The sequence below is a fragment of the Eubacterium sp. SB2 genome (assembly GCF_001244405.1).
Taxonomy (GTDB): Bacteria; Bacillota; Clostridia; order Lachnospirales; family Lachnospiraceae; genus Faecalicatena; species Faecalicatena contortus_B.
The window spans coordinates 160,007-182,763 of sequence record NZ_LN865150.1 but is presented as its reverse complement, the minus strand read 5'-3'; the positions used below and the strand labels follow the sequence as shown (position 1 = coordinate 182,763).

Below are 22,757 nucleotides of genomic sequence, written 5' to 3'. Positions count from 1 at the left end.
CGGCGCCCGGTAAAAATATATCTAGCCGTCTGTCAGGTTCTGCTTTAAGTGTAGAAAGGAAAAAGCCAAAGCTTCTTCCTTTCTGAGAAATTAAATAATAGATACAATGTCTTCTTCGCTTTCTACATATCCTTCCGGCAGTGGTCTTCTGAGGACTGCATACAGTACGCCTGTAATACAACCGCCTAACAGCCAAAGACCGATAAACAAAAGCGGGTTGGATGTCATGGCAATAACAAATGCACCACCATGAACTGCCGGAGACTCAAGTCCGAGCATCATACACAGACCGCCTGTAATCGCACCTCCTGTGCAGCAGGAAATTGCAACACGAACCGGGTCTTTCATCAGGAATGGGATAACCCCTTCCTGTACATAGCAGCATGACAGGATAAACAGTGATTTTGCCTGCTCTCTTTCAGCTTCTGTAAATTTCTTTTTTCCGCCGATGAAACATGCAAGACCAATTCCCAGAGGAGATGTCATACCTGCACACATTTTAGCAGAAGTAGGAATTAAGAATCCGTCAGCATTCAGTCCGTTTACGAACAGAGCTGCCGTTTTGTTAATAGGACCTCCGTGATCCAGACAAATCATTGCCCCGATTACTGCACCAAGTACGAATCTGGAACCGCCGCTCAGAGCCATCAGTCCTGAGGTAAGCCATGCCATAAACCAACTGATTGGGCGTCCTACCACATAATACATCAGCAGACCACAGACCAGTGTCGTGACTACCGGATAGACCAGAATCGGCATGATACCCTGTATTGCCTTTGGCACCTTAATCTTCTTTAGCATAAGTACAAAATAACCAACCATGATACCACCGACAACCCCGCCGACAAATCCGGTATTGATTGCACCTGCAAGAGCACCCATTACAAAGCCTGGTGCAAGTCCCGGCTTATCAGCCATCGCATATGCGATAAATGCTGCAATAACCGGTACAACATAGTTCATCATGTTCTGTCCGAGAAGCATGATTGCTTTTGCAATTGTATCAATCTGATCCATATGGTTTCCGATATCATATCCGCCCAGTGCCTTTGCAATTGCCTGAATTACACCTGCTCCTACAATTACTGGAATCATGTAGGAAATACCTGTCATAATAGAATCTCTCAGAAAAGCTCCCTGGCTTTTCTTTTTTGTTTTTCTTTTGATTTCTGCCATTATTCTAACGCCTCCAATAATTCTTTTATAATTCCTTCTGCATCTTTGATTGCTTCGCTGACACCGACGGTCAGTGTCGGCAGGTCGTCAAAACGCTCGGCGTTTTTTATTCTTACATCACTCGCAATAATCACTGCGTCTGCCCTTTTAAGGTCTTCTTTTGTAATCTCATTCTCAACACCGGCAGCCCCCTGCGTTTCGATTTTGATTTCCAGACCTTTTTTCTTTGCAGTCTTTTCCAGATTGGATGCTGCCATATAGGTATGTGCAATCCCAACCGGACAACTTGTCACTCCTAAAATATACATATTACTCTTCCTCCTTTTTTGATGAAAACAGCGCTTTGATTTCCTCGACTGTAGATGCACCTTTCAGCGTTTCCCGGAAATCATCATCCATCAGATTCGCTGCCAGCTTGGAAAGCATTTCAAGATGTGCGTTATCTGATGTGTTTGGTGCAGCAAGCATAATCACGTAGTCAACCGGACGTCCATCCAGTGTTTCCCATTCCACCGAATTTTTTAGTTTAACCAGCGTAAATGCTGCTTCTCTGACGCAGTCTGATTTGCAATGGGGTATTGCGACACCGTTTCCGACCCCCGTGGAAAATACGGCCTCTCTTTCGTAAAGTCCTTCAATATATTTATTCAGGTCATTTACTTTCCCTGCATCATACATCATTTTGCCAAGTCCTTTGATTACATCGTCTTTTGTCTTGGCTTCATATCCAAAATTTACAAGCTTTTCATTCACCATTTCTGATACATTCATATTGTGTTTATTCCTTTCCTGCATGTCTATGCCTTTGTCAAAATATCTAACTCGCTAAATTTTTTTGCTCTTAATACCTGTTCAACATCTTTTATATTTCGTGTCAGATCCAGCACATCGCTGAAAATCCGCTGAAAGTTATTCTCCACCTTTGCATCCAACGCCAGCATAAAGACAATCTGTACTTTCTCTGAGCCCCATATGATGGGTTTCTGTAAAGTCATGAATCCAATTCCCTGTTTACGTATGTGCCCTTCAAATGCATGCGGTATAGCTACCAGACTGCCTACTGAAGTTTCCGAAAGTTCTTCTCTTTCAAATACAGACTGTATATACCCTTCATCTACATAGCCTTCGCTGATCATCCTTCCTCCCAGAAGTTTGATTACTTCTTCTTTTGACTTCAAATCGCAGTTCATAATGGAGATGGAACTATTCAAAAACTTCTTTAGGTAAAAATATTCAGTATTTTCTTCCTGTAGATGGCTTGTTTTTTTCTGAATGTATTTTCGGATTCTCTGAATATCCGTTTCACTCAAAACCGACGATACATGAAGCACTTCGATTCCTTCTTTATAAATAGGCACTGTTGAGATTACAAAATCCTGTGCCTCCGGTTCTAAACTATCTGCCTGGTTTCCCGAAATAATCTGCTTAATTTCTATTTCCGGAAACAATCGTTTCAGCTTCATGGAAACAAACTGTGACGTTCCGATACCGGTCATACATATAATTGTGACAGACAGATTTTTTTTCATTTTCTGTCGTGCTCGTTCTATGGCTGCTCCTATGTGAAATGAGACATAGCCGATCTCATCCTCCGTCGTCTCCAGTCCGTATTTCTGTCCGAACTTTGATATCAGATAAGAAGCAATCTCATATTCGTAGAACATTTCCTTTTTCACCGCATCCAAAATCGGATTTTCCAGATACATCATGCTCTGGAACCTGTGAACCATACATTCCAGGTGATCGAACAGCGCGCATGCCAATTCGCTGTCTTCCTCCAGCTGCAGTTGATACTGTTCGTCCACTTCCTGTAGAAGTGACATGATATCATCAAACATCTGAGGCTCTCTGGCACGGGTTTTCTCTCTGTCCTTTTCTTTCGTCATAGGAATCTGATATCTGACTGCCAGAAGACACGTCATCAAAAATGTAATCTCAGATTCCGGAATTTCAACATCCAACTGTTCATATATCTGTTCCAGAATATAACGGCTTACAAACCAGGCTTTTCTTCCTTCACTGGCCTGTTTCTTTTTTTCCTCCGGCTCTGTCACACATCCCATCTGAACTCTCGTTATCAGAATCGCAAGCTGAATCAAAAGTTCATCAAAAGAAATATCCGTCAATACAAAATGGAACCGATTCTCTGCCAACCGGATGATACGCTTTAAACTTTCCAGCCGCACTTTTGTAAACAGCGTCTGTATCTTCTCATTTTCAATTCTTCCGCTTTTTCCGCCGACCTTTTTCAGAACATCTGTCAGCGCCCATCGAATCTGTGTTTCCGAACCTTCTGCCTTAATCCCGTATTTTACTTTCTTTATGAAGGTAATACCGAATTTCTCCCAGAAGGAAATCAACTCCGATACATCATTCACAATCGTTCCTTTACTCACGTAAAGTAGGTTTGCAATTGATTCCATTGATATATACTTTTTATTATGTAAGAGCAGATAAGCAGCAACGTAATACTTCCTCACATCCGATGAGATGTAGGAATCCTTCATCTCATACAAGACTGACTGCAGAAACTGTTCTCCGGCTTCATCATAATACAGCCAAAGGCCAACCCCCTGCTTTGTCTTAATACTGCAGGAATTTTTCTCCAGAATCTCCCTGATCTTCTTTATATCAGCCTTGATTGTTCTTGGGCTGACTTTTAATTCCGCAGCAATTTGTGATGTGGTAAACTTATTTTCATTTTTATAGAGCAAATGAAGGATTTTCTTTTCTCTTGGTAAAAACATTTGACCACCTTTCCTTGCTGTTCTGTAGATATTATACCTAGTTTCAGCAGTTATTTACAAATCAGTTAATTGCACTTTAACCAATGAACTTAGTGCAATCAATGGTAAATATATCACATTTAACAAATTTATTCCCCCTCCTTTTGTGCACATTAACCGATATTTCGTTTGTTTTATTTACTTTTCAAATTTCCGGTTACGTTTATCCTACACTGTTTCTGTGTTTTTGTATCTCTGCCTATACTTTTTCACTTAGTTGGTGCAATTTATCAAATATTCTTTTCTTCGGAAACGTCTATAATAATAGACAGCACAATAATCTTTTATAATCAGGAGGATTTACACATGATTAATTTTGAATTTTATAACCCCACAAAAGTTATTTTTGGAAAAGGTGTTGAAGCAGAAGCCGGTAAGGTCATCAAGGAAATGGGCGGGCACAAAGTACTTGTACATTTCGGCGGCGATTATCTTCAGAAAAGCGGTACTTTAGACCGTATCCACCAGGGACTTACTGAGGCCGGTCTGGAATATGTAGATTTGGGCGGAGTTGTTCCGAATCCAAGACTTGGACTAGTAAAAGAAGGAATCCGGCTTTGTAAAGAGGAAGGAGTTGACTTTCTGCTTCCGATCGGCGGCGGAAGCGCAATCGACTCTGCCAAAGGAATCGGTTACGGCCTTGCAAATGATTTTGAACTGGAAGACCTTCTGCTGGGCAAAACTGCCACCGACAAAATTGCACCTATCGGATGTATCTCAACAATCGCAGCAACCGGTTCTGAGACAAGCAACTCCATGGTAATCACCATCGAAGACGGCATGCTCAAGCGTTCTTACAACCATGACTGCGCCCGTCCTAAATTTGCGATCATGAACCCGGAACTTACATATACACTTCCTGCATATCAGACATCCAGCGGTGCTTCTGATATTATGATGCATACTATGGAGCGGTATTTTACAAACACAAAAGATGTCGACCTGATCGACCGTATGGCAGAAGGACTTCTTGTATCTGTTCGTGAAGCTGCCCTGACTGCTGTAAAAGACCCTGAAAACTATGAAGCTCGCGCAACCCTGATGTGGGCCGGAAGTCTTTCTCACAATGGACTGACCGGAACCGGACGTGTATCCGACTTTGCATCTCACAAAATCGAACATGAGCTGGGCGGTATGTTTGATGTTGCTCACGGCGCAGGCCTCTGTGCCGTCTGGGGGAGCTGGGCAAGATACGTATATAAGACAAATCCGGCAAGATTCGCACAGTTTGCAGTCCGTGTATTTGATGCAGCACAGAACTTCTATGATACAGAGGCAACTGCCCTCAAAGGTATCGAAGCTTGGGAAAACTGGTGCCGCTCTATCGGAATGCCGACCAGTCTCCGTGAACTGGGTGTAACTCCCACAGATGCACAAATTGAAGAAATGGCCGAAAAATGCGTTGCCACAGGCGGCGGACACGTTGGCTTCTTCCAGACCTTATATAAGGAGGATGTAATTAAAATTTTCCAAATGGCCCGTTAAATCCTTTTTTATCATCCTGCAAAAACCAAGGGGCCGTCGGGAAATGTATGATTCATACTATATATTGCAGCCTGACTTTATAGTCTGCCTCAATATGCAGCTTATGAATCTCATTTCCCGACAGCCCCTGAATGCTGCCGCGCCTCCTGCAACGCTCACGTCCCCCTTGGAATTGAGACTTGTATGGTGTATATATCTGCCTCACTCAGCACATACAGTTCTCCACCATGGATTTCTACCATTTTTTCCACGCTTTTGAGTCCGATCCGGTTGCTGTCGGTTTCATTTACTTCCTTTTTGACTGTATTTATAAGGGTTGTTTTGAGCTGCTGTTTTTCTGTTTTGAAGGTGAGCCTGACAGGGTTTTTCTTGTCCCCGTATTTTAAGATGTTCGAAAACAGATTGTTGAATATTCTTTTTAAAATTACGATATCACCCTTCATGAACCCCTGGCTTTCTTCGATATTTACTTCTGCTTCAAATCCGGCCAGACGCAGGAAGTCCAGGTTCTCCTGCAGAATTTCCTGCAGATCCTGTACCGGGACTTTTTCCATATTGACCGCTTCTGTTTCTTCAAACACCAGCGCATATTCGAACATTTTATCTGTCATCTCTTTGATATCGCTTGTTTTCTGCAGGCATCTTGCCAGGTACTCTTCTTCCATTGACTTGGGTATCTTCTTTAACTGGAGTACTTCCAGATATCCGTTAAGAATCGTCAGCGGGGTTCTGAGGTCGTGGGATATGGCTGTGATCAGATCCTGATTTGCCTTTCGGCTTTCTTCCTCCTGACAGATATTCTCATCCAGCGCAGTGCGGAGTTTGTCCAGTTCTTCTGCCAGTATACCGATCTCATCTTCTCCACAGTCAGGTACCGGATGCTTTAGATTGCCGGACGCCATCTGCAGCACCTCATCCTTCAGGCAGAGAACGTCCTTCATCCTCCGGTTAATAAAAAACAGATTTATTGTCAGGAACGCACCTACGCTGATCAGCACACTGAACAGAAGGTATGGGTACACCATTTTCATGGCGTGATAGGAATAAATCATCACGCTGTATTTCCCATTGCGGAACTCCATCGGCCTCTGATCGTGGTTCTCAATCTCCCCTGATGAGATTTTGTATCCTGCATCCAGCAGGCTGCCGTATACCATCCGTTCGGTTATCTCCGGGTATGCTCCTGCCCTGAAAAGCCCGTCTCCGCCGATTTCGTAAACATATATACCCGTATACTCATCCTTAGGAGCAAAGAACGACTTGAATTCGGCCTGCGCATCCTTATTTTCCTCCCGATCCGGAACATCGTAGTATTTTGCATTTGCTTCCAGTTCCTCAATCAGCGCATTCTCATCCCATGTGATCGAAGGGAATCTGCACAGGAACTTCCATACATTTCCCATATTAGACCAGATCCCCCAAAACAGGGAAAGACTTGCAATCGCAGCTGCCAACATAAGTATTGAAAGCTTCGTCCGTATTTTCCAGCTTTTTACTGCGGTCTTCATCTTCTTAATCACAGCGGTACCCCTTCCCCCATATGGTTTTGATCAAAACGGGATTCCTGGCATCCTTTTCAATCTTTTTCCGCAGATTTCTGATATGGACCATGATCGTATTATTGGCGCCGTAATAGTAAGGCTCATCCCAGACAGCCTCATACAGTCTTTCCGCCGAAAATATCTGGTGCCGGTACTTTATCAGTAAATGGAGCATGGCATATTCCGTGTCCGTCAGTTCAATCTCCCGGCCTTCCGCATACACCGTCTCCTGCTCCTCATCTATCTCAAGATAATGAAAGTGCAGGCGCTTTTTTTCCTGGCTTCCTTCCTCGCTGTTCCTATCCTCTGCGGCAGAATCAGGTTCTTCTTTGCCTTTATATATCTGATAGCGTCTGATCAGGGCTTTGGCACGGCTGACCAGTTCATTATAGGAAAACGGTTTTACCAGATAATCATCCCCTCCGCTGGAAAATCCCAGAGTTTTGTCGCTCTCCTGTCCCTTCGCGCTTAAAAACAAAATCGGCGCGTTGCTCTGCTTCCGGATCTCCAGACAAGTCTGGTATCCGTTCATGCCCGGCATCATGATATCCAGAATAATCAGGTCAAACATCTTAAGCCCCAGCATTTCCAGGGCCTTTGTTCCATTCTTTGCTTCTTCTATGTCATATCCTTCCCCTTGAAGCAAGATTCTGATAATCTCACGAATCTCCGGGTTATCGTCCACTATTAAAATTCTGGCTGTTTCCATATTTACCAACCCCCTTGTTTCCAATATCATTATACATGATTTCAGAAAAAATATAGTTACTCTTAAGAATTCTTCAGATTCAGTTTGGGAATTCTTTAAGAAACGGGTTGTATAATCCACAAATGTAAACAATATTCTGTAACCGCTCATAAAAAGGAGAGAGTATGACAAACAAAAAGTATTTCTTCCCCGCACTGCTGGCCGGGCTCTTCATAATGCTGGTGATTCTGACCATTCCGGGGGGATATTTCTATGGATCTTATACAGACTGGCTGAGCCAGCATGTCCGGCTTGCTGAGACAATCCGCGGCGCCTGCCTGGAACAGGGGACATTGGTGCCGGCTTTTCTGCCGCTAGGGGGCGGGAGTAATGGATATCAGTTTTCTTACTATGGATACCTGAGGCCGGACATTCTGATCGGATGTCTGTTTCCTTTTGTTCCTATGGTATATTTTCTGATCGGCTATATGCTGGCAGGATATTTCTGTTCCGTTATGCTCTGCTATTGCTGGCTGCTAAAACACACGCAGGATAAGGGGTCTGCCTTTCTTGGCAGCCTGTTTTTCCTGACTGCCGCATGTTTTTTTCAGACCCATCGGCAGATCATGTTTGTAAATTATATGCCCTTTTTGATGCTGGCACTTTTGTGCATTAAGAAAAAACGTTTTCAGTTTCTTCCGCTATGCATGCTGCTGATTTACCTTAACAGTTTTTATTACTCCATAGCCTGCCTCGCGGTCATTGGCTGGTACTGGATGCGTGAGGAGGGAACGGAATTCTGGAAACATGGATTGCTTCGATATTTAAAATCGGCCTTTCTTTCCATCGGTATGGCGGCTCTTCTGCTTATACCGACTGCATTGGTCATTCTGGAACACAAACGCGCTTCTGAGAATCTGAATCTAATGGAGATACTTGGGGCGAATGCCGATATGCACGGACTCCTGTACAGTCCTTACGGAATGGGGCTGACCGCAATATGCCTTTACCTGCTGCTTTTGGGGCTCTGCCATAAAAAGTACCGGACTGAGAGTATTATGCTGCTCTTTGTTTCCTTCTGCGGAGCCGCTGCATGGATATTGAACGGGACACTGTATGCCCGTGCAAAGATTCTGATTCCATTTGTACCGCTCGTTGTACTGCAATGCGCGAAACTTTTAAATGAACTGCGCATGGAAAAAATTACCTGGAAGCTTTGGCCCTGTTTGATTGCAGCTGCATGCTTGTTCTTTTTCCGTTCAAAGAATACATTTCCATGGATAGCTGCTGACCTTGGAATCCTCCTATTTGTTGTACTGGTCAGCAAAATAAAGGTGAAAGAACCCCTACTGAAGTACAGGTATGTGACCAGCCGGGTTCTGCTATGCTTCATGCCTTGTATGCTGTTTTACCAGACAATGCAGAAGGAACAGTTTGTAAAGAAAGAAGATGTATTCACAGACAACTCTGTGCTGGACAGCAGCCCGGTGTATGGCGGATCTCCTCTCTACAGATACGACACACTGACTGACGTACTCAATACCGGCAATCTTGCGGTAAACGGCAGGCAGCAGAAAAGTGCCATGTACTCCTCTATTTCTAATGAGGGATACTCTGACTTTTATTATGATACGCTGCTGTCCCCCGTTCAGATTAATAACAGGCTGGCGATCCTGCCCTCTTCCAATCCGTTTTTACTGAATTTCCTCGGGGTGCGTTATCTTGAGACCTTTCAGGATCAAGTGCCTGCCGGATATCAAATCGTGAAAGCTGCGGGCACTGAAAAAAACACGGCCGGCAAAAGCCTTCCTGTTCTGGCTGAAAATGAGAATGTGCTGCCTGTTGCTTATACGACCAGCTCTCTCATGAGCCAGTCACAGTATGAAAAACTGAACAAATACGACCGACTTGATGCCATAACCCGATATACCATTGTTCCTGGGAACGATACTGCGGATCAGCCTGCTGACGCAACGGAATCTAATATGAAGATTTATGAGCCTTCCTTTGAAGATCTTCAGCTGCCGGACACAATTCAGGCTGAAAAAACGGACGAGGGGTGGCTTCTGAATGTAAAGAAAGAAACCACAGCTGCGCTCAAACTGAGCCAGTCTTTGAAAGAACAGATTCTGCTGCTGGATTTTGAAGTTGAGAATCAGGGACAGCACGCGGTTGTCATTGATATAAACCATATGAGAAATAAGCTGTCCGGTCCGGGCGCCCCTTACCCCAACGGAAACAATACTTTCCATTACCAGTTTACCAGTCCTTCTCAAGAGGGACTTCACACGCTTACTATTACATTTTCCAAAGGAAAATATCTGATAAAGCATATAAACTGGCATACCTATGACGTACAAAACCTCGCGGAAAAACAGTATACGGAGGTTGAAGAACAGGCGCCACGATCCGGTGAAATATTATCCTGCAGGGCATCTCTTGATGAGGACGGCTTTTTTGTAACCTCCATTCCTGTACAAAGGGGTATGGAAATCCTGGTTGACGGGAAAAATGTTCCTATCCTTACTTTGAACCAAGCATTTGCAGGTGTTCATCTGACAAGAGGAGTTCATGAAATCAGCGTCCGGTTCCATGCGCCGGGACAGCTGGCCGGATTTATTATTACGACTGGCAGCTTTCTGATTTATCTTCTTTATGCACTCCGGGCTCCCGGGCTTGCGCTTCTCGGGATGCTGAAAACCAAAAAGGAACTTGTACTCTATTGCTTAAGCGGCGGTGTAACAACATTTGTAAATTATTTAATTTACTATGCGCTTTTAAAAATATCTGTGGGGTACCTTGCAGCTAATACATTGGCCTGGGGAGGAGCTGTTATCACGGCGTATCTGTTGAACCGCAGACTGGTGTTCCACTCGCAGAAACAGATCCTGCAGGAATTCTCTTCCTTTGTTTGTTTAAGGTTCCTGACGCTTCTGGTGGAAAATGCCCTGCTCTGGCTGACAGCAGGCGCCCTGGGCATACCGCCTCTGCCTTCTAAGATCATAGTAAGCGTAATCACTATATTATCGAATTATGTGCTGTGTAAGTATAAGATTTTCCAAAAGGAGGAAATGAACCATGGATAAAATCAGCATTATCGTTCCCTGCTATAATGAAGAACAGGTGCTTTCCATGTTCTATCAGGAAACAGACAAGGCAGTCCGCGGCATAGAGACTGCAGAGTGTGAATTCATTTTTATTGATGACGGAAGCAGGGACCACACACCCGAAATACTGCAAAGCCTGGTTTATCGGGATAAACGCTGCAAATACCTGTCGTTCTCCCGGAACTTTGGCAAGGAGGCCGCTATGTATGCCGGTCTGCAGCATGCTTCCGGCGATTACTGCGTATTTATGGATGCGGATCTCCAGCACCCGCCCTCGCTTCTCAGGGAAATGTACAGGGTACTGAAAAATGAGGGCTATGACTGCTGTGCCGGATTCCGGGAAGACCGTGAGGGAGAAGGGCGGGTCAGAAGCTTTCTTTCCCGCAGATTCTATAAAATCGTTAACAAAATCTGTGATATGAACATGAGTGACGGGGCCGGGGATTACCGCATGATGAACCGTGCGATGGCCGACTCCATCCTGGAATTCAAGGAATATAACCGATATATGAAAGGAATCTTTTCATTTATCGGTTTTGATACCAAATGGATTCCATTCCGCAACGTGGAACGTGCCGCGGGAAACAGCAAATGGAGCTTTAGAAGCCTGTTCAGGTATGCCCTGGACGGAATATTCTCCTTCTCAACCGCCCCGATTACGCTTGCCGGAACAACCGGCAGCCTCCTGCTGGCTGCCGCCCTGCTGCTCGGAATTGCCGTGGCTGTACGGACGTTTATCTTAGGCTATGCAGCCAGCGGAATCCTGCTTGTGGTGCTGCTCATCTTGGGATTGAACGGGATACAGCTGCTTTTTATATCCGTATTGGGGCAGTATATCTCAAAAGATTACATGGAAACAAAAAAGCGGCCTCTATATATTGTAAAGAGAGAAGAAGGGTTTCGATAGTTCAAAGGGGTCTGTCCCCTTTGCAGAGGGGTCAGACCCCTCCGCAAAAGGGTCAGACCCCTTTTAGCAGATTTCGGCACCGGCCGGCATGTCTTTCTCTGGTGTCATCAGTGCGAGGCAGCCATCTGCGTCTTCTGCGCAGAGCAGCATTCCCTCTGACAGTACTCCGGCCAGCTTTGCTGGTTTCAGGTTGACAAGCACCATGACTTTCTTGCCTACCATCTCTTCCGGTTTGTAGTATGCCTTGATTCCCGATACGATCTGTTTTACCTGGCTTCCGACTTTTACCTGGGAACAGAGCAGTTTTTTGGATTTTTTTACTTCTTCACAGGCAATAATTTCTCCGACCTGGAACTGCATTTTTCCGAAATCTTCGAATGTAATTTCTGGTTTTGCCTCTATGTCAATGACGGTTTCTTCCGCATCTTTTGCCCCGGTCTCTGCCACAGGCGGATGGAGTTCTTCTACTTTTTTCAGTACCTCTTCCAGATCAAGCCTCTGAAACAAAATTTCCGGTTTATCTGTGACATGGCCCCCGTTCAATTGTTCCAGAATCTTCTTGCTGGTGGACGGCATGAAGGATTCCAGAAGTACGGCTCCTGCGGATATTCCCTGAATCAGGTTCCACAGTACGGTTTCCAGCCTGTCTTTTTTGGCCTCGTCTTTTGCAAGAACCCAGGGCATGGTCTCGTCAATGTATTTGTTGCAGCGTTTGAATAAGTTGAAGATTTCCGTAATGGCATCTGCTACGCGCAGTCCCTCCATCTTAGATTCCACTGCCTTTGGCGTCCCCTCCATGACCGCTTTCAGGTCTGCATCCACATCCTCCGCAGCGCCTTTATCGCATACCGTTCCCCCAAAGTATTTATTGGTCATGGACACGGTTCGGTTTACCAGGTTGCCCAGGGTGTTTGCGAGGTCCGAATTCAGACGTTCTACCATCAGTTCCCAGGAGATGATGCCGTCGTTCTCGAAAGGCATTTCGTGGAGTACAAAATAACGCACGGCGTCCACGCCGAAGAAATCAACCAATTCATCCGCATACAGCACATTTCCCTTGGATTTGCTCATCTTACCGTCGCCCTGCAGCAGCCACGGATGCCCGAAAATCTGCTTCGGCAGCGGAAGATCCAGCGCCATCAGGAATATCGGCCAATATATCGTATGAAAACGGATAATATCCTTACCGATCAGGTGAAGATCTGCCGGCCAGTCTTTTTTAAATTGTTCTGTATTGTTTCCGTCGCAGTCATACCCAATACCTGTGATATAGTTCGTGAGCGCATCCAGCCATACATATACCACATGCTTGGGATCGAATTCCACAGGAATTCCCCATTTAAATGATGTCCTGGATACGCACAGATCCTGCAGGCCGGGCAGAAGGAAATTGTTCATCATTTCGTTTTTACGGGACACTGGCTGGATAAACTCCGGATGTGTATTAATATGCTCGATCAGACGGTCCGCGTATTTGCTCATTTTAAAGAAATACGCCTCCTCCTGTGCAGGCTGAACCTCGCGCCCGCAGTCTGGGCATTTTCCATCCACAAGCTGGGACTCTGTAAAGAAGGACTCGCACGGAGTGCAGTACATGCCCTCGTAATGCCCTTTATAAATATCACCCTGGTCGTACAGCTTTTTGAAAATCTTCTGCACCTGTTTTTCGTGTTCTTCGTCAGTAGTGCGGATAAATTTGTCATAGGATGTATCCATCAGATCCCAGATTCTTCTGATATCACCTGCCACATTGTCCACGAATTCCTTAGGGGTGATCCCAGCCTCGTCTGCCTTCAGCTCGATTTTCTGACCATGTTCATCTGTACCTGTCTGGAAGAACACATCATACCCCTGGCTTCTTTTGTACCTTGCAATCGCATCTGCAAGGACGATTTCATAGGTGTTCCCAATATGCGGTTTGCCGGATGTATAGGCAATCGCTGTTGTAATGTAATACTTTTGTTTTTCTGACATGATTCTCTCTCCTTTAAGAACGCCGCCCTGTCCGTGGAAGGGACGCCCCGATTTCACTGTTGACCTGTACCAAAACGCTTTAGACTGGTACTCTTATAACACAAAAAACCGCCCTCTTAATTAATATTAAGAAGACGGATCCTATCCGTGTTACCACTTCCAATTCACCCTGACCTCACGGACAGAGCCTCAGTAAGTGCCAGCCAGCACTCCTTCGCTGTAAAGGGCGAACCCATCGCAGCCTTGCACAGAACCTCCGGCGGCATACTTAAATACTTAAGAATTCCTCAGACTGCCTCACGTCTGTTCTCTGTTCGGTGCGCCGCTCAGAAGCCATCTTCATCTGCCCTTCATTCATCCCTCTCAGCGTTCGTTCCTATGTTGAGGAACTGTGGGAATTCTCTGTGGAATGTCCTGCGGACTACTCTCTCCGTCACTGCGTTTTTCATTTCTGTTTGGTCTGTTAAAAAGCGTATCACAGCAATTTGCGAATGTCAAGGGTATGACTTTATAAATTCTAAAGATCCCTTCATAAAGTTTAAATGATTCTTTTACAAACTATTAATGCTGATATCACAATTTTGTCACATTTTTTGTTTAAATTATAATCATACAAAGCAGAGATGCTTTTTCAGATAAATTTTCTTTTTCATACCTTTCTCCGCCGGAGCTCACAGCCCCGGCTTTTTTATGATATTAGGAAATTCCATCTAAGGCTCGATCAGGTATCCTTTTCTTCGGAGCATATCTTCTATCATGTCCAGGGTCTCTTCATTATCCGCCTCCACTTTATGATAGTGATAGTTCGATGTTATATTCTTGAGCGGACTGGATTTTCCGCTCCTGATGTCTTCCATAAACTCCATGACTTTTCTTCTGGAATTGATGTTAAGTTCCGCCTCCATGTGCCCGTATACCCGATGATTAATCATAACATTGACGACCCGGCCGCCCAGATCTACGATGGAACACAGCTCATTTTCCAGGTCATCGTCCGTATGGTTCACTTTAAACACCCGGCCGGCGGACTTCGGCGCATTCAGAATATATCCCCTGTTTGTGGAAATGATATCGTGTCCGGATGCGCGGATCAGGGCGATATCCTGCACGATAACCTGACGGCTCACTTCATATTCCCGTGCCAGTGTCTTGCCGGATACCGGTATGGCACTGTTTTTTATATGGCTCACTATAGCATTTCTGCGTTCAGAACCTGTCATCATGGGATGATTTCACCTGCCTTTCTGTCCGTCCTGATTTATACTGCATGAAGATTCTTCATCGATATATCCAGGATCGGCGCGGAATGTGTCAGCGCCCCGCTGGAAACATAGTCTACGCCAAGCGCGGTAATTCTGTCGATGTTCTCCTTTGTCACATTTCCGGAACACTCTGTTTCGGCTCTGTGGTCTATGATGCGGATGGCTTCCTGCATCTCTTCGGTCGTCATATTGTCCAGCATAATGATGTCTGCACCGGCCTCAACCGCTTCTTTTACCATATCCAGATTCTCAACCTCAACCTCGATCTTCCTCACAAATGGCGCATAGTCCTTCGCCATCTGCACGGCCTTCGCCACACTGCCCGCTGCGCCGATGTGATTATCTTTTAGTAAAACACCGTCTGACAGATTATATCTGTGATTATATCCACCGCCGACCCGCACAGCGTATTTTTCAAAAATCCGCATATTAGGCGTGGTCTTTCTTGTATCCAGTAATTTTGTCTTCGTTCCTTCCAGGAGTGCCGCTACGGAATGCGTATAGGTCGCGATTCCACTCATTCTCTGCAGATAATTAAGCGCCACCCGCTCGCCCGATAAGAGCACCCGGATATCCCCTGTTACTTTTCCCATGAGCTGGCCTTTCATGACCTGATCGCCGTCTTTGCAGTAAAACTCTGCCATAACCTGACTGTCCAGCAGCTCGAATACCCGTTTAAATACATGGAGTCCGGCGATGATTCCGTCTTCTTTACAGATCAGCTCTACCTCACCTTTCACGGCTTCTTTCATCACTGCATTGGTGGTAACATCTTCACTGGAAATGTCCTCCTTTAGCGCCTCTAAAATCAGGTGGTCAGCCTGTAATGTCATTGTAATATCATTCATTTGTCCTGTTCTCCCTTCTATTTACTGATTTTTTAATCCGGTCCACCATAAACGTTCCATTTAAGGCAGGTCTGTGCCATTTTCCCGCTGTTCACGCCGTTTCTTCCTTTTGGGTTTCTGTCCCATACAGTTCTTTGACCTTTCCAGCCGCCCGCTTTGCGAATACCAGGCTCTCCAACAGGGAATTGCTGGCCAGACGATTGGCGCCGTGGACGCCGTTGCAGCTAGTTTCTCCCACGGCAAACAGGCTGTCCATGGATGTCTGGCTGTCGGAATCCACCCAGATACCGCCCATGAAATAGTGCTGGGCAGGAACCACCGGAATGTATTCCCTGGTTACATCATAGCCTTCTTCCAGACAGTGCCGGCAGATATTTGGGAAATGGCTCATGATGGTTTCTTTATCAATATGTTCCATCGAAAGCCATACATAATCTGTTCCATCCTTTTCCATCTGTTCGTGAATCGCTTTTGTCACAACATCGCGTGGAAGGAGTTCATTTACAAAACGCTCCCCTTTTTTATTGTAAAGGACGGCCCCCTCTCCTCTTACTGACTCGGAAATCAAAAATCTTCTGCCCGGTTTCCGTGAATACAGCGTGGTGGGATGAATCTGCACATAGTCCAAATGTTCCAGACGGATGCCGTGTTTTTTCGAGATTTCTATGGCATCCCCTGTTAAATGAGGATAATTAGTGGAATGTTTATAATTTCCCCCGATTCCCCCGCTTGCCAGGACCGTAAAATCCGCGCGGATCTCTATCTTGCCGTCTGCCTCCGACTCTGCCAGAACCCCGGTGCATATTCCGTTTTCTTCTATAATATCGGTCATGGTTGTATATTCCAAAATAGTGACATTCTTAAGCTTCTTAACCTGGGCAAGAAGCTTACCCGTAATCTCTTGTCCGGTAATGTCCGCATGATACAGGATTCTGGGAGTGGAATGCGCTCCCTCCCGCGTATAGGCGAAACCGTCTTTGCTTCGCTCAAACTCCACTCCATATCTAACCAGGTCTTCTATGATTTCCCGGGAGCTCCGTATCATAATATCCACGGACTCCCTGCGGTTCTCGTAATGCCCTGCCTTCATTGTATCTTCAAAATAACTGTCGTAATCATCCTCGTCCCGGAGAACGCAGATACCGCCCTGGGCCAGGAAAGAATCACTGCTCTCCACATCCGATTTGGTGAGCATCAGGATCTGCTTATCCCGCGGCAGATTCAACGCACAGAATAATCCTGCCACACCAGTACCAACAATTACGACTTCTGTTTTCATTTCCATAACAGCCCCACAGCCTTTCCTATTTCGCCAACTCCAGCATCCTTTCCAGTGGTTTTCTGGAATTCTCTCTCCGTTCATCCGATACCCGGACCTCATTTTCTCCGGTCTTCAGTACATGCAGTATTTTTTCCAGTGTAATCGTCTTCATATCCTCACATACAGGCTCGGTCTCCGTAAAATAAAACTTTTTTTCCGGATAATCATTCTCCAGCTTGTGGCGGACACCATTTTCTGTGCAGATAATAAATTCTCTGCTGTTGCTTTTGCCCGCATAGTCGATGATCCCGGTGGTGCTGCCTATGTAGTCAGAAAGCTCCAGCACTGCCTTGGGACACTCCGGATGGGATAGAACCTCCGCCTCCGGATACATCTTCTTCGCTTTTCTGATCTCCGCAACACTCATTTTTTCATGAACCGGACAGTAGCCCTCGTTGTAAACAAAATTCTTTTCCGGAACCTGCTCAGCCACAAAATGGGCCAGATTTCTGTCCGGGATAAAAAAGATATTTTTATTGGGCAGGGCCTTCACTATTTTAACCGCATTTGCCGACGTCACACAGACATCCGAATGCTCTTTGAGTTCTGCAGTGGAATTAATATAACACACCACAGCCAAATCCTCGTATTGCTCCCGCATCTTTCTGATCGTATCAGTATCTGCCATATGCGCCATTGCACAGTCCGCCGAAGCATCCGGCATCAACACCGTCTTCCCAGGATTCAGCACCTTGGCGCTTTCTCCCATAAAAGAAACCCCGCAGAACACAATCGTCTGCTCCGTAAGCTCTACTGCAACCTTGCTTAAATAAAAAGAATCCCCTATGTAGTCCGCAATGTCCTGCACCTCCGGATTCACATAATAGTGAGCCAGAATCACAGCATTCTTTTCCTTCTTCAACTTGTTAATCTCATCGGCTATTGTCATCTTTTTCACACCTCTCCCGCCCCTTGGGGCTTATGTATTCCTTTGCAGAAAAACTTCTGCGGTAAATTCTCATCATTATAGCACATAAGTTTACAGGTGACAAGACAGTAAAGGGGTCTGACCCCTTTGCCTTCCGTTTTCCATCAATTCTGAATCTTTATTTTGCCGGCAAATTTGCAAATTCTATTATACGCCCACTAATTAAGGGGTTTCCTAAACCACTTTGTATTTTCTCTTTATATAACACAAAAAGATGCCGGAAAATTCCCGCATCTTTTTGTTATTTTCTGACTATGGAGTCCAAAAGGGTCTGACCCCTTTAAACCTCTTCTCCCAATACAACAGGTACCGACTTATACCCCACACCCATTCTGTCAATTCCCATATCGATCAGCTGAAGAAAGTGTTCTCTCGTCCGTATGCATCCGCTTCCTTTTACTTTTGCCTTTCCGTTCACTTCTTCCATAATCACTTTGATAATTTCCGGTGTAGCTCCATGGGCTTCGAAGCCAGTGAGAAAACCGGTGCTGGTTTTTACGAAGTCTGCCCCCGCATCCATACAGCAGTGGCACCCCCGTCTTACCTGCTCCTCATTTAAGGCATCTGTTTCCAGGATAACCTTGATTTCTCTTCCGTATTTGTGTGCCGCCTCTGCGCACTTTTTCAAGTCTTCGGTTACTTTGTCATATAATCCTGCTTTTATCCATCCGAAGTTTGCTACGATATCCACTTCTTTTACTGTATCGTATTTTGCAACATTTTCGATCTGCTGTACACGGGATTCTGTGGAGCTTGTTCCAAATGGAAAATCTGTTACCGGGCAGAGCATGGTGTCTGTCCCTTTTACGTATGGTTCACACAGTTCCATATATCCTGGATTAATGCAGATTGTTGCACATCCCAGTTTTACTCCATCCTTTGTCAGCTCAATGATCTCTTCCTCAGTGAATTCCGGCTTTAAGACCGAATAATCAATGTATGCGGCCAGCTCTCTGGTTGTCATGTCACACGCCTTTTTATCAGGTTTCATTTTGTCTCCTCCTATTGTCTTTTTATGATTTATTATCAACTCTTATTTAGAGTTAATTTCATTTTAATATTACTCTTACTTATCTGAATACAGATTTTAAACCAAAGCCCATTCTGTAAATGAATCCAAACACGAGCAGGATTACCTGCCACCCAGCTTATTTCTGCTTAGCCAGAAAGCTTGTAACTTCCTGCAGTGAGGGTGAACCTTTTGTACCGCCCCGCTTTGTCGCAGCCAAAGCACCGGCGGCATTCGCAAAGCTTAGGATCTGCGGAAAATCTTCCGGAACGATCTTGTCAATGCCGCCTTTTATCTTAATTTGATAGAGCAGTCCGGCAAAGAAACAGTCTCCTGCCCCTGTCGTGTCCACGGCCTCTATCGGATAAGATTCAATCAGGCCGGCCCTGCCATCCATATAGTAATAAGACCCTTTCTCCCCCAGCGTTATAATAACGATTCTGCATCCATATCCCGAGAGCATCTCCGCGGCCCTGTCCCAGCTTTCGGCGCCCGCCAGCAGACAGGCCTCCTCCTCCGAGGATTTATAAAGCGTTACATAGGGCAGCGTCTCCCGCATAATCCGTATCATGTCTTCTTCACTTTTCCAGAGATTGTATCTGTAATTTACATCCAATACGATAGGGATCTTCTTGTCGTACACCGCGCGCAAAAACCGCCAGGTTGCAGAACGCACAGGCTCATCCGTCATACACATTCCCGAAAAAGCAGCCATGGAAGATGCCACAGCCTTTTCTATCGGCAGTTCCTCTTCCCGGAGCCAGATATCCGCACCGAACCGCCGGGAAAAACTGAAGCTTCTCTCCCCGTCTTTATCCAGCGTCACAAATGCCTGGGTCGTAAAATGCATCGGATCCATAACACATCCGTCCATACTGACCCCATAGCCCGCCATCTTTTCCCGGATCAGACGGCCCATACAGTCCTCGCCGATCTTCCCCACAAACATCGTATTCAGTCCCAGTTTACTTCCGGCCGTCAGCAGATTCGCCACCGTCCCCCCCACCTCACATTGGTAAACTGGCGCCTCGGAAGTATACTGAGGCGCCGGGATAAAATCAATCAGGGCATCCCCGATTGCACATAAATCAAACATACTGCCACCTTGCCCTTAATTTGTTGCAAATGTCATCAGTGTCTCTTCCGAACATTCATCAATATCAAACAGTCCTGTCTGCCGTCCTTCGTTCATCACCATAATCCGGTCGCATGTGCCCAGCAGCTCCGGCAGTTCCGACGAAACCATAAGAATCGAAAGCCCATTTTCAATCAGCTGGTTTAGTATCTCATATATCTCTTCCTTCGCCCCCACATCCACACCTCTGGTCGGCTCGTCGACCAGCAGAATCTTGCAGTCCGCGGCAATCCATTTGGACAATACCACCTTCTGCTGGTTGCCGCCGCTCATAAAATTGGTAATTGTATGAGCGGAACCGGGCCGGATGTGGAACGTCTCAATATACTTTCTGGTAACTTCCGCCTCCTTTGCCGGCGTCAGCCTGCCGAAGCGGTTCTTATACTTTCTCAGCGCAGGCACGGTCATATTAAAAATCATATTCTGCTGCAGCATCAGCCCTTCCGCCTTGCGCTCCTCAGGAACAATTCCCAGCCCGGCCAGAATGCCTTCTTTCACATTTTTAAACTTCACCGGCCTGCCTTCCAGCTCCACGGTACCCTCATCTATGGGATCCGCCCCGATGACTGCCCTCAGAATCTCCGAGCGCCCGGCTCCTGCCAGGCCTGCAATCCCCAGAATCTCTCCCTTATGCAGGTCAAAATTAATATTCTCTATAACCCCTTTCCTGGTCAGTCCTTTGACCGAAAGCACCACCTCGCCGATATTCCGCGTTCTTTTTGGATAAATATCCTTCACATCCCGGCCGACCATCCTGCTGACCAGGATCTCTGTCGTATATTGCTCCACAGGTCCGCTTTCTACCATTTTCCCGTCTTTCATAATCGTCAGGCTCGTGCAGAGTTCAAAAATCTCCTTCAGCCGATGTGATATATAGATAAATGTGACCCCCTCCGACGCCAGCCGCTTCACAATATCAAACAATCCCTCCAGCTCACTGTCGCCCAAAACCGCGGTCGGCTCATCCAACACGACAATCTTGGCATTGCGGGACATCGCCTTGGCAATCTCTACCATCTGTCTCTTTGCAACGCTCAGATCTTCCACCACCGCCCGGGCATCCAGCTCCAGCTTCAATTCATCCAGGACCGCCTTCGCATCCCGCTCCATTTTCTTATAATCGATCTTTCCTAAGCCTGTTTTAGGGTACCTGCCCAGAAAAATATTCTCGGCTACAGTACGGTGAGGCAGCAGCATCAGCTCCTGATAAATAACCGCAATTCCCCTCTCAATCATCTTCGCAGGCGATGTATTCTCAATCTTTTCCCCGTCCAGCAGAATCTCCCCGCTGTCGAGAGAATAAGCCCCCGATAAAATCTTCATCAGGGTAGACTTTCCGGCTCCGTTCTCGCCGACCAGCGCATGGATCTCACCCTTTTCAACAGAAATTGATATATCATCCAGCGCCTTCACTCCCGGAAAGCTTTTAGAAATATGGTTCATTTTGAGCATCCCTGCCACCTCCTGTGCCTGTTTACAGTCCTTTACCTATCCAGTCTTTTACATTATCCTTATCCACAATTGTTGTATCCAGTTCCCAGCGGGTTTCCACTCCGTCGCCCTCCAGAATCTCATATGCAGCCTGCATTCCTTCCGGTGCACAGTATGGATATACAACAGTGAAGAACATATTGCCATCCTCAATCTCTGAAAATGCAACCTCCGTACCATCCATTCCGACGAGCAGGATGCCTTCATCCTCCCGGCCTGCCGCACGCAGCGATTCCAGCGCGCCCAGTGCCATCTCATCATTGTGGCAGTAGATGGCGTCGATCTCACCAGGTCCGAATCTCTGAAGAGTATCATCCATAAATGCCATTGCATCTTCACGGAGGTAGTCACAGTATTGGGTTGCAATTACTTCCATGTCTGGATATTCCTTCTCCAGCTGCTCTGCAAAGCCATCGTGACGGTCAATTGTCGCAGATGCGCCTGCCGTACCCTGAATTTCCACGATCTTTCCCTTCTTGTCCAGAGCCTCAGCCAGCTTATCTGCAGAAGCCACGCCCATCGGCTTGTTCTCTGCTCCGATAAAACAGGTAACGTCACATTCCACATTTCTGTCCAGCGTAACAACCGGGATGCCCTGCTCCATTGCCTTCTCACAAACAGGCGTCAGCGCATCTGAGGTGAGCGGAGAAATCAGCAGCAGATCGATGCCGCGGGCCAGAAGATCTTCCACATCCTGCACCTGCGTTGCGGAATCGTTCTGTCCGTCTGTTGTAATACATTCAAATTCCGGATAATTTTCCTCCGCATATTTTACATTTTCATCTACCATGGCCACACGGAATGGGTGGTTCATTGTTCCCTGCGATACACCGATCACATACTTCTTATCACCGCTGTCGGAAGCTTTATCCGTATCTTCTGTCTTTGCCTCCCCGTTCGTAGCCTTCGTCTCTTTGGAGGCTCCATTGCTGCACCCCGCCGCCATGGTCGCTGCCATTGCCATACATAACATTACACTGAAAATCTTCTTTTTCATTCACCGTTCCTCCTCTTATAATTCTTGAATTTGATATGTACTAAAGCACTTATGTGCTGTTAGCCTTTATCCGCACTGCTCCCTCTATCTAAAGAGACGCTG

18 protein-coding genes are annotated in these 22,757 nt (G+C 46.1%); 3 read left to right on the top strand and 15 right to left on the bottom strand.

The genetic code is table 11. The features are described from left to right. Nucleotides 1–90: 90 nt before the first annotated feature. The 4 genes from BN1938_RS04080 to BN1938_RS04065 are packed head-to-tail and all read right to left on the bottom strand — an operon-like array spanning nt 91 to nt 3,923. Nucleotides 91–1,176 (bottom strand): PTS fructose transporter subunit IIC, encoded by a 1,086-nt coding sequence (locus BN1938_RS04080; RefSeq protein WP_050639376.1) that lies wholly within the window; start codon nt 1,174–1,176, stop codon nt 91–93. Further along, nucleotides 1,176–1,484, bottom strand: coding sequence for a PTS fructose transporter subunit IIB (locus BN1938_RS04075; protein WP_025654041.1), 309 nt, complete (start codon nt 1,482–1,484; stop codon nt 1,176–1,178). The genes BN1938_RS04080 and BN1938_RS04075 overlap by 1 nt, the downstream gene beginning before the upstream one ends. A 1-nt stretch (nt 1,485) precedes the next feature. Further along, nucleotides 1,486–1,947: a PTS sugar transporter subunit IIA gene (locus BN1938_RS04070; protein WP_050639375.1), complete on the bottom strand. Its 462-nt coding sequence runs from the start codon at nt 1,945–1,947 to the stop codon at nt 1,486–1,488. A 26-nt stretch (nt 1,948–1,973) separates the two neighbouring features. Next, nucleotides 1,974–3,923: a BglG family transcription antiterminator gene (locus BN1938_RS04065; protein ID WP_050639374.1), complete on the bottom strand. Its 1,950-nt coding sequence runs from the start codon at nt 3,921–3,923 to the stop codon at nt 1,974–1,976. A 345-nt stretch (nt 3,924–4,268) separates the two neighbouring features. Here BN1938_RS04065 and BN1938_RS04060 point away from each other — a divergent pair, with 345 nt between their 5' ends. Further along, the gene (locus BN1938_RS04060; protein ID WP_050639373.1) at nt 4,269–5,447 is read left to right on the top strand and encodes an iron-containing alcohol dehydrogenase; all 1,179 of its coding nucleotides are present in this window, start codon (nt 4,269–4,271) and stop codon (nt 5,445–5,447) included. A gap of 155 nt (nt 5,448–5,602) precedes the next feature. On the opposite strand, the gene BN1938_RS04055 is transcribed toward BN1938_RS04060, so the two are convergent. Further along, nucleotides 5,603–6,967, bottom strand: coding sequence for a HAMP domain-containing sensor histidine kinase (locus BN1938_RS04055; protein WP_050639372.1), 1,365 nt, complete (start codon nt 6,965–6,967; stop codon nt 5,603–5,605). After that, nucleotides 6,960–7,697: a response regulator transcription factor gene (locus BN1938_RS04050; protein ID WP_050639512.1), complete on the bottom strand. Its 738-nt coding sequence runs from the start codon at nt 7,695–7,697 to the stop codon at nt 6,960–6,962. Before BN1938_RS04050 ends, BN1938_RS04055 begins: the two co-directional genes overlap by 8 nt. A gap of 164 nt (nt 7,698–7,861) precedes the next feature. Between BN1938_RS04050 and BN1938_RS04045 the strand changes: the two genes are divergently transcribed. Together BN1938_RS04045 and BN1938_RS04040 are read left to right on the top strand one after the other, a co-directional pair. Continuing rightward, nucleotides 7,862–10,762: a YfhO family protein gene (locus BN1938_RS04045; RefSeq protein WP_050639371.1), complete on the top strand. Its 2,901-nt coding sequence runs from the start codon at nt 7,862–7,864 to the stop codon at nt 10,760–10,762. Further along, the gene (locus BN1938_RS04040; protein ID WP_050639370.1) at nt 10,755–11,690 is read left to right on the top strand and encodes a glycosyltransferase family 2 protein; all 936 of its coding nucleotides are present in this window, start codon (nt 10,755–10,757) and stop codon (nt 11,688–11,690) included. The genes BN1938_RS04045 and BN1938_RS04040 overlap by 8 nt, the downstream gene beginning before the upstream one ends. A gap of 63 nt (nt 11,691–11,753) precedes the next feature. Here BN1938_RS04040 and metG read toward each other — a convergent pair whose 3' ends face one another. The 9 genes from metG to BN1938_RS03995 all read right to left on the bottom strand — a co-directional run bounded on the left by metG (nt 11,754) and on the right by BN1938_RS03995 (nt 22,655). After that, nucleotides 11,754–13,664 carry a methionine--tRNA ligase gene (metG, locus tag BN1938_RS04035; RefSeq protein ID WP_050639369.1) on the bottom strand — a complete coding sequence of 637 codons (1,911 nt, stop codon included), beginning with the start codon at nt 13,662–13,664 and terminating at the stop codon, nt 11,754–11,756. 710 nt (nt 13,665–14,374) lie between these two features. Next, nucleotides 14,375–14,887 carry a transcription repressor NadR gene (locus BN1938_RS04030; RefSeq protein WP_330581539.1) on the bottom strand — a complete coding sequence of 171 codons (513 nt, stop codon included), beginning with the start codon at nt 14,885–14,887 and terminating at the stop codon, nt 14,375–14,377. Nucleotides 14,888–14,922: 35 nt separating this feature from the next. Then, nucleotides 14,923–15,774, bottom strand: a complete 852-nt coding sequence (nadC, locus tag BN1938_RS04025; protein WP_050639368.1) for a carboxylating nicotinate-nucleotide diphosphorylase — start codon at nt 15,772–15,774, stop codon at nt 14,923–14,925. Between the two features lie 91 nt (nt 15,775–15,865). Then, nucleotides 15,866–17,059, bottom strand: coding sequence for an L-aspartate oxidase (locus tag BN1938_RS04020; protein WP_050639367.1), 1,194 nt, complete (start codon nt 17,057–17,059; stop codon nt 15,866–15,868). A 19-nt stretch (nt 17,060–17,078) separates the two neighbouring features. Then, a complete protein-coding gene (gene nadA, locus BN1938_RS04015) occupies nt 17,079–17,984 on the bottom strand; it encodes a quinolinate synthase NadA (protein ID WP_050639366.1) in 906 nt (301 codons plus the stop codon). Nucleotides 17,985–18,303: 319 nt separating this feature from the next. Then, complete coding sequence (deoC, locus tag BN1938_RS04010) at nt 18,304–19,014, bottom strand: deoxyribose-phosphate aldolase (protein WP_050639365.1); 711 nt, start codon at nt 19,012–19,014, stop codon at nt 18,304–18,306. 157 nt (nt 19,015–19,171) lie between these two features. Next, nucleotides 19,172–20,128, bottom strand: coding sequence for a carbohydrate kinase family protein (locus BN1938_RS04005; RefSeq protein ID WP_050639364.1), 957 nt, complete (start codon nt 20,126–20,128; stop codon nt 19,172–19,174). Between the two features lie 15 nt (nt 20,129–20,143). Continuing rightward, nucleotides 20,144–21,619, bottom strand: coding sequence for a sugar ABC transporter ATP-binding protein (locus BN1938_RS04000; RefSeq protein WP_050639363.1), 1,476 nt, complete (start codon nt 21,617–21,619; stop codon nt 20,144–20,146). 22 nt (nt 21,620–21,641) lie between these two features. Beyond that, nucleotides 21,642–22,655, bottom strand: coding sequence for a substrate-binding domain-containing protein (locus tag BN1938_RS03995; protein ID WP_242843800.1), 1,014 nt, complete (start codon nt 22,653–22,655; stop codon nt 21,642–21,644). Nucleotides 22,656–22,757: the final 102 nt, after the last annotated feature.

Coding starts and splice junctions, on each gene's coding strand:
- nadA (WP_050639366.1), bottom strand. CDS start 17,984: ATGACAATAGCCGATGAGATTAACAAGTTGAAGAAGGAAAAGAATGCT.
- BN1938_RS04005 (WP_050639364.1), bottom strand. CDS start 20,128: ATGTTTGATTTATGTGCAATCGGGGATGCCCTGATTGATTTTATCCCG.
- BN1938_RS04045 (WP_050639371.1), top strand. CDS start 7,862: ATGACAAACAAAAAGTATTTCTTCCCCGCACTGCTGGCCGGGCTCTTC.
- BN1938_RS04050 (WP_050639512.1), bottom strand. CDS start 7,697: ATGGAAACAGCCAGAATTTTAATAGTGGACGATAACCCGGAGATTCGT.
- BN1938_RS04060 (WP_050639373.1), top strand. CDS start 4,269: ATGATTAATTTTGAATTTTATAACCCCACAAAAGTTATTTTTGGAAAA.
- BN1938_RS04030 (WP_330581539.1), bottom strand. CDS start 14,887: ATGATGACAGGTTCTGAACGCAGAAATGCTATAGTGAGCCATATAAAA.
- deoC (WP_050639365.1), bottom strand. CDS start 19,014: ATGAAACCTGATAAAAAGGCGTGTGACATGACAACCAGAGAGCTGGCC.
- BN1938_RS04070 (WP_050639375.1), bottom strand. CDS start 1,947: ATGAATGTATCAGAAATGGTGAATGAAAAGCTTGTAAATTTTGGATAT.
- BN1938_RS03995 (WP_242843800.1), bottom strand. CDS start 22,655: ATGAAAAAGAAGATTTTCAGTGTAATGTTATGTATGGCAATGGCAGCG.
- nadC (WP_050639368.1), bottom strand. CDS start 15,774: ATGAATGATATTACAATGACATTACAGGCTGACCACCTGATTTTAGAG.
- BN1938_RS04040 (WP_050639370.1), top strand. CDS start 10,755: ATGGATAAAATCAGCATTATCGTTCCCTGCTATAATGAAGAACAGGTG.
- BN1938_RS04065 (WP_050639374.1), bottom strand. CDS start 3,923: ATGTTTTTACCAAGAGAAAAGAAAATCCTTCATTTGCTCTATAAAAAT.
- BN1938_RS04000 (WP_050639363.1), bottom strand. CDS start 21,619: ATGCTCAAAATGAACCATATTTCTAAAAGCTTTCCGGGAGTGAAGGCG.
- metG (WP_050639369.1), bottom strand. CDS start 13,664: ATGTCAGAAAAACAAAAGTATTACATTACAACAGCGATTGCCTATACA.
- BN1938_RS04080 (WP_050639376.1), bottom strand. CDS start 1,176: ATGGCAGAAATCAAAAGAAAAACAAAAAAGAAAAGCCAGGGAGCTTTT.
- BN1938_RS04020 (WP_050639367.1), bottom strand. CDS start 17,059: ATGGAAATGAAAACAGAAGTCGTAATTGTTGGTACTGGTGTGGCAGGA.
- BN1938_RS04075 (WP_025654041.1), bottom strand. CDS start 1,484: ATGTATATTTTAGGAGTGACAAGTTGTCCGGTTGGGATTGCACATACC.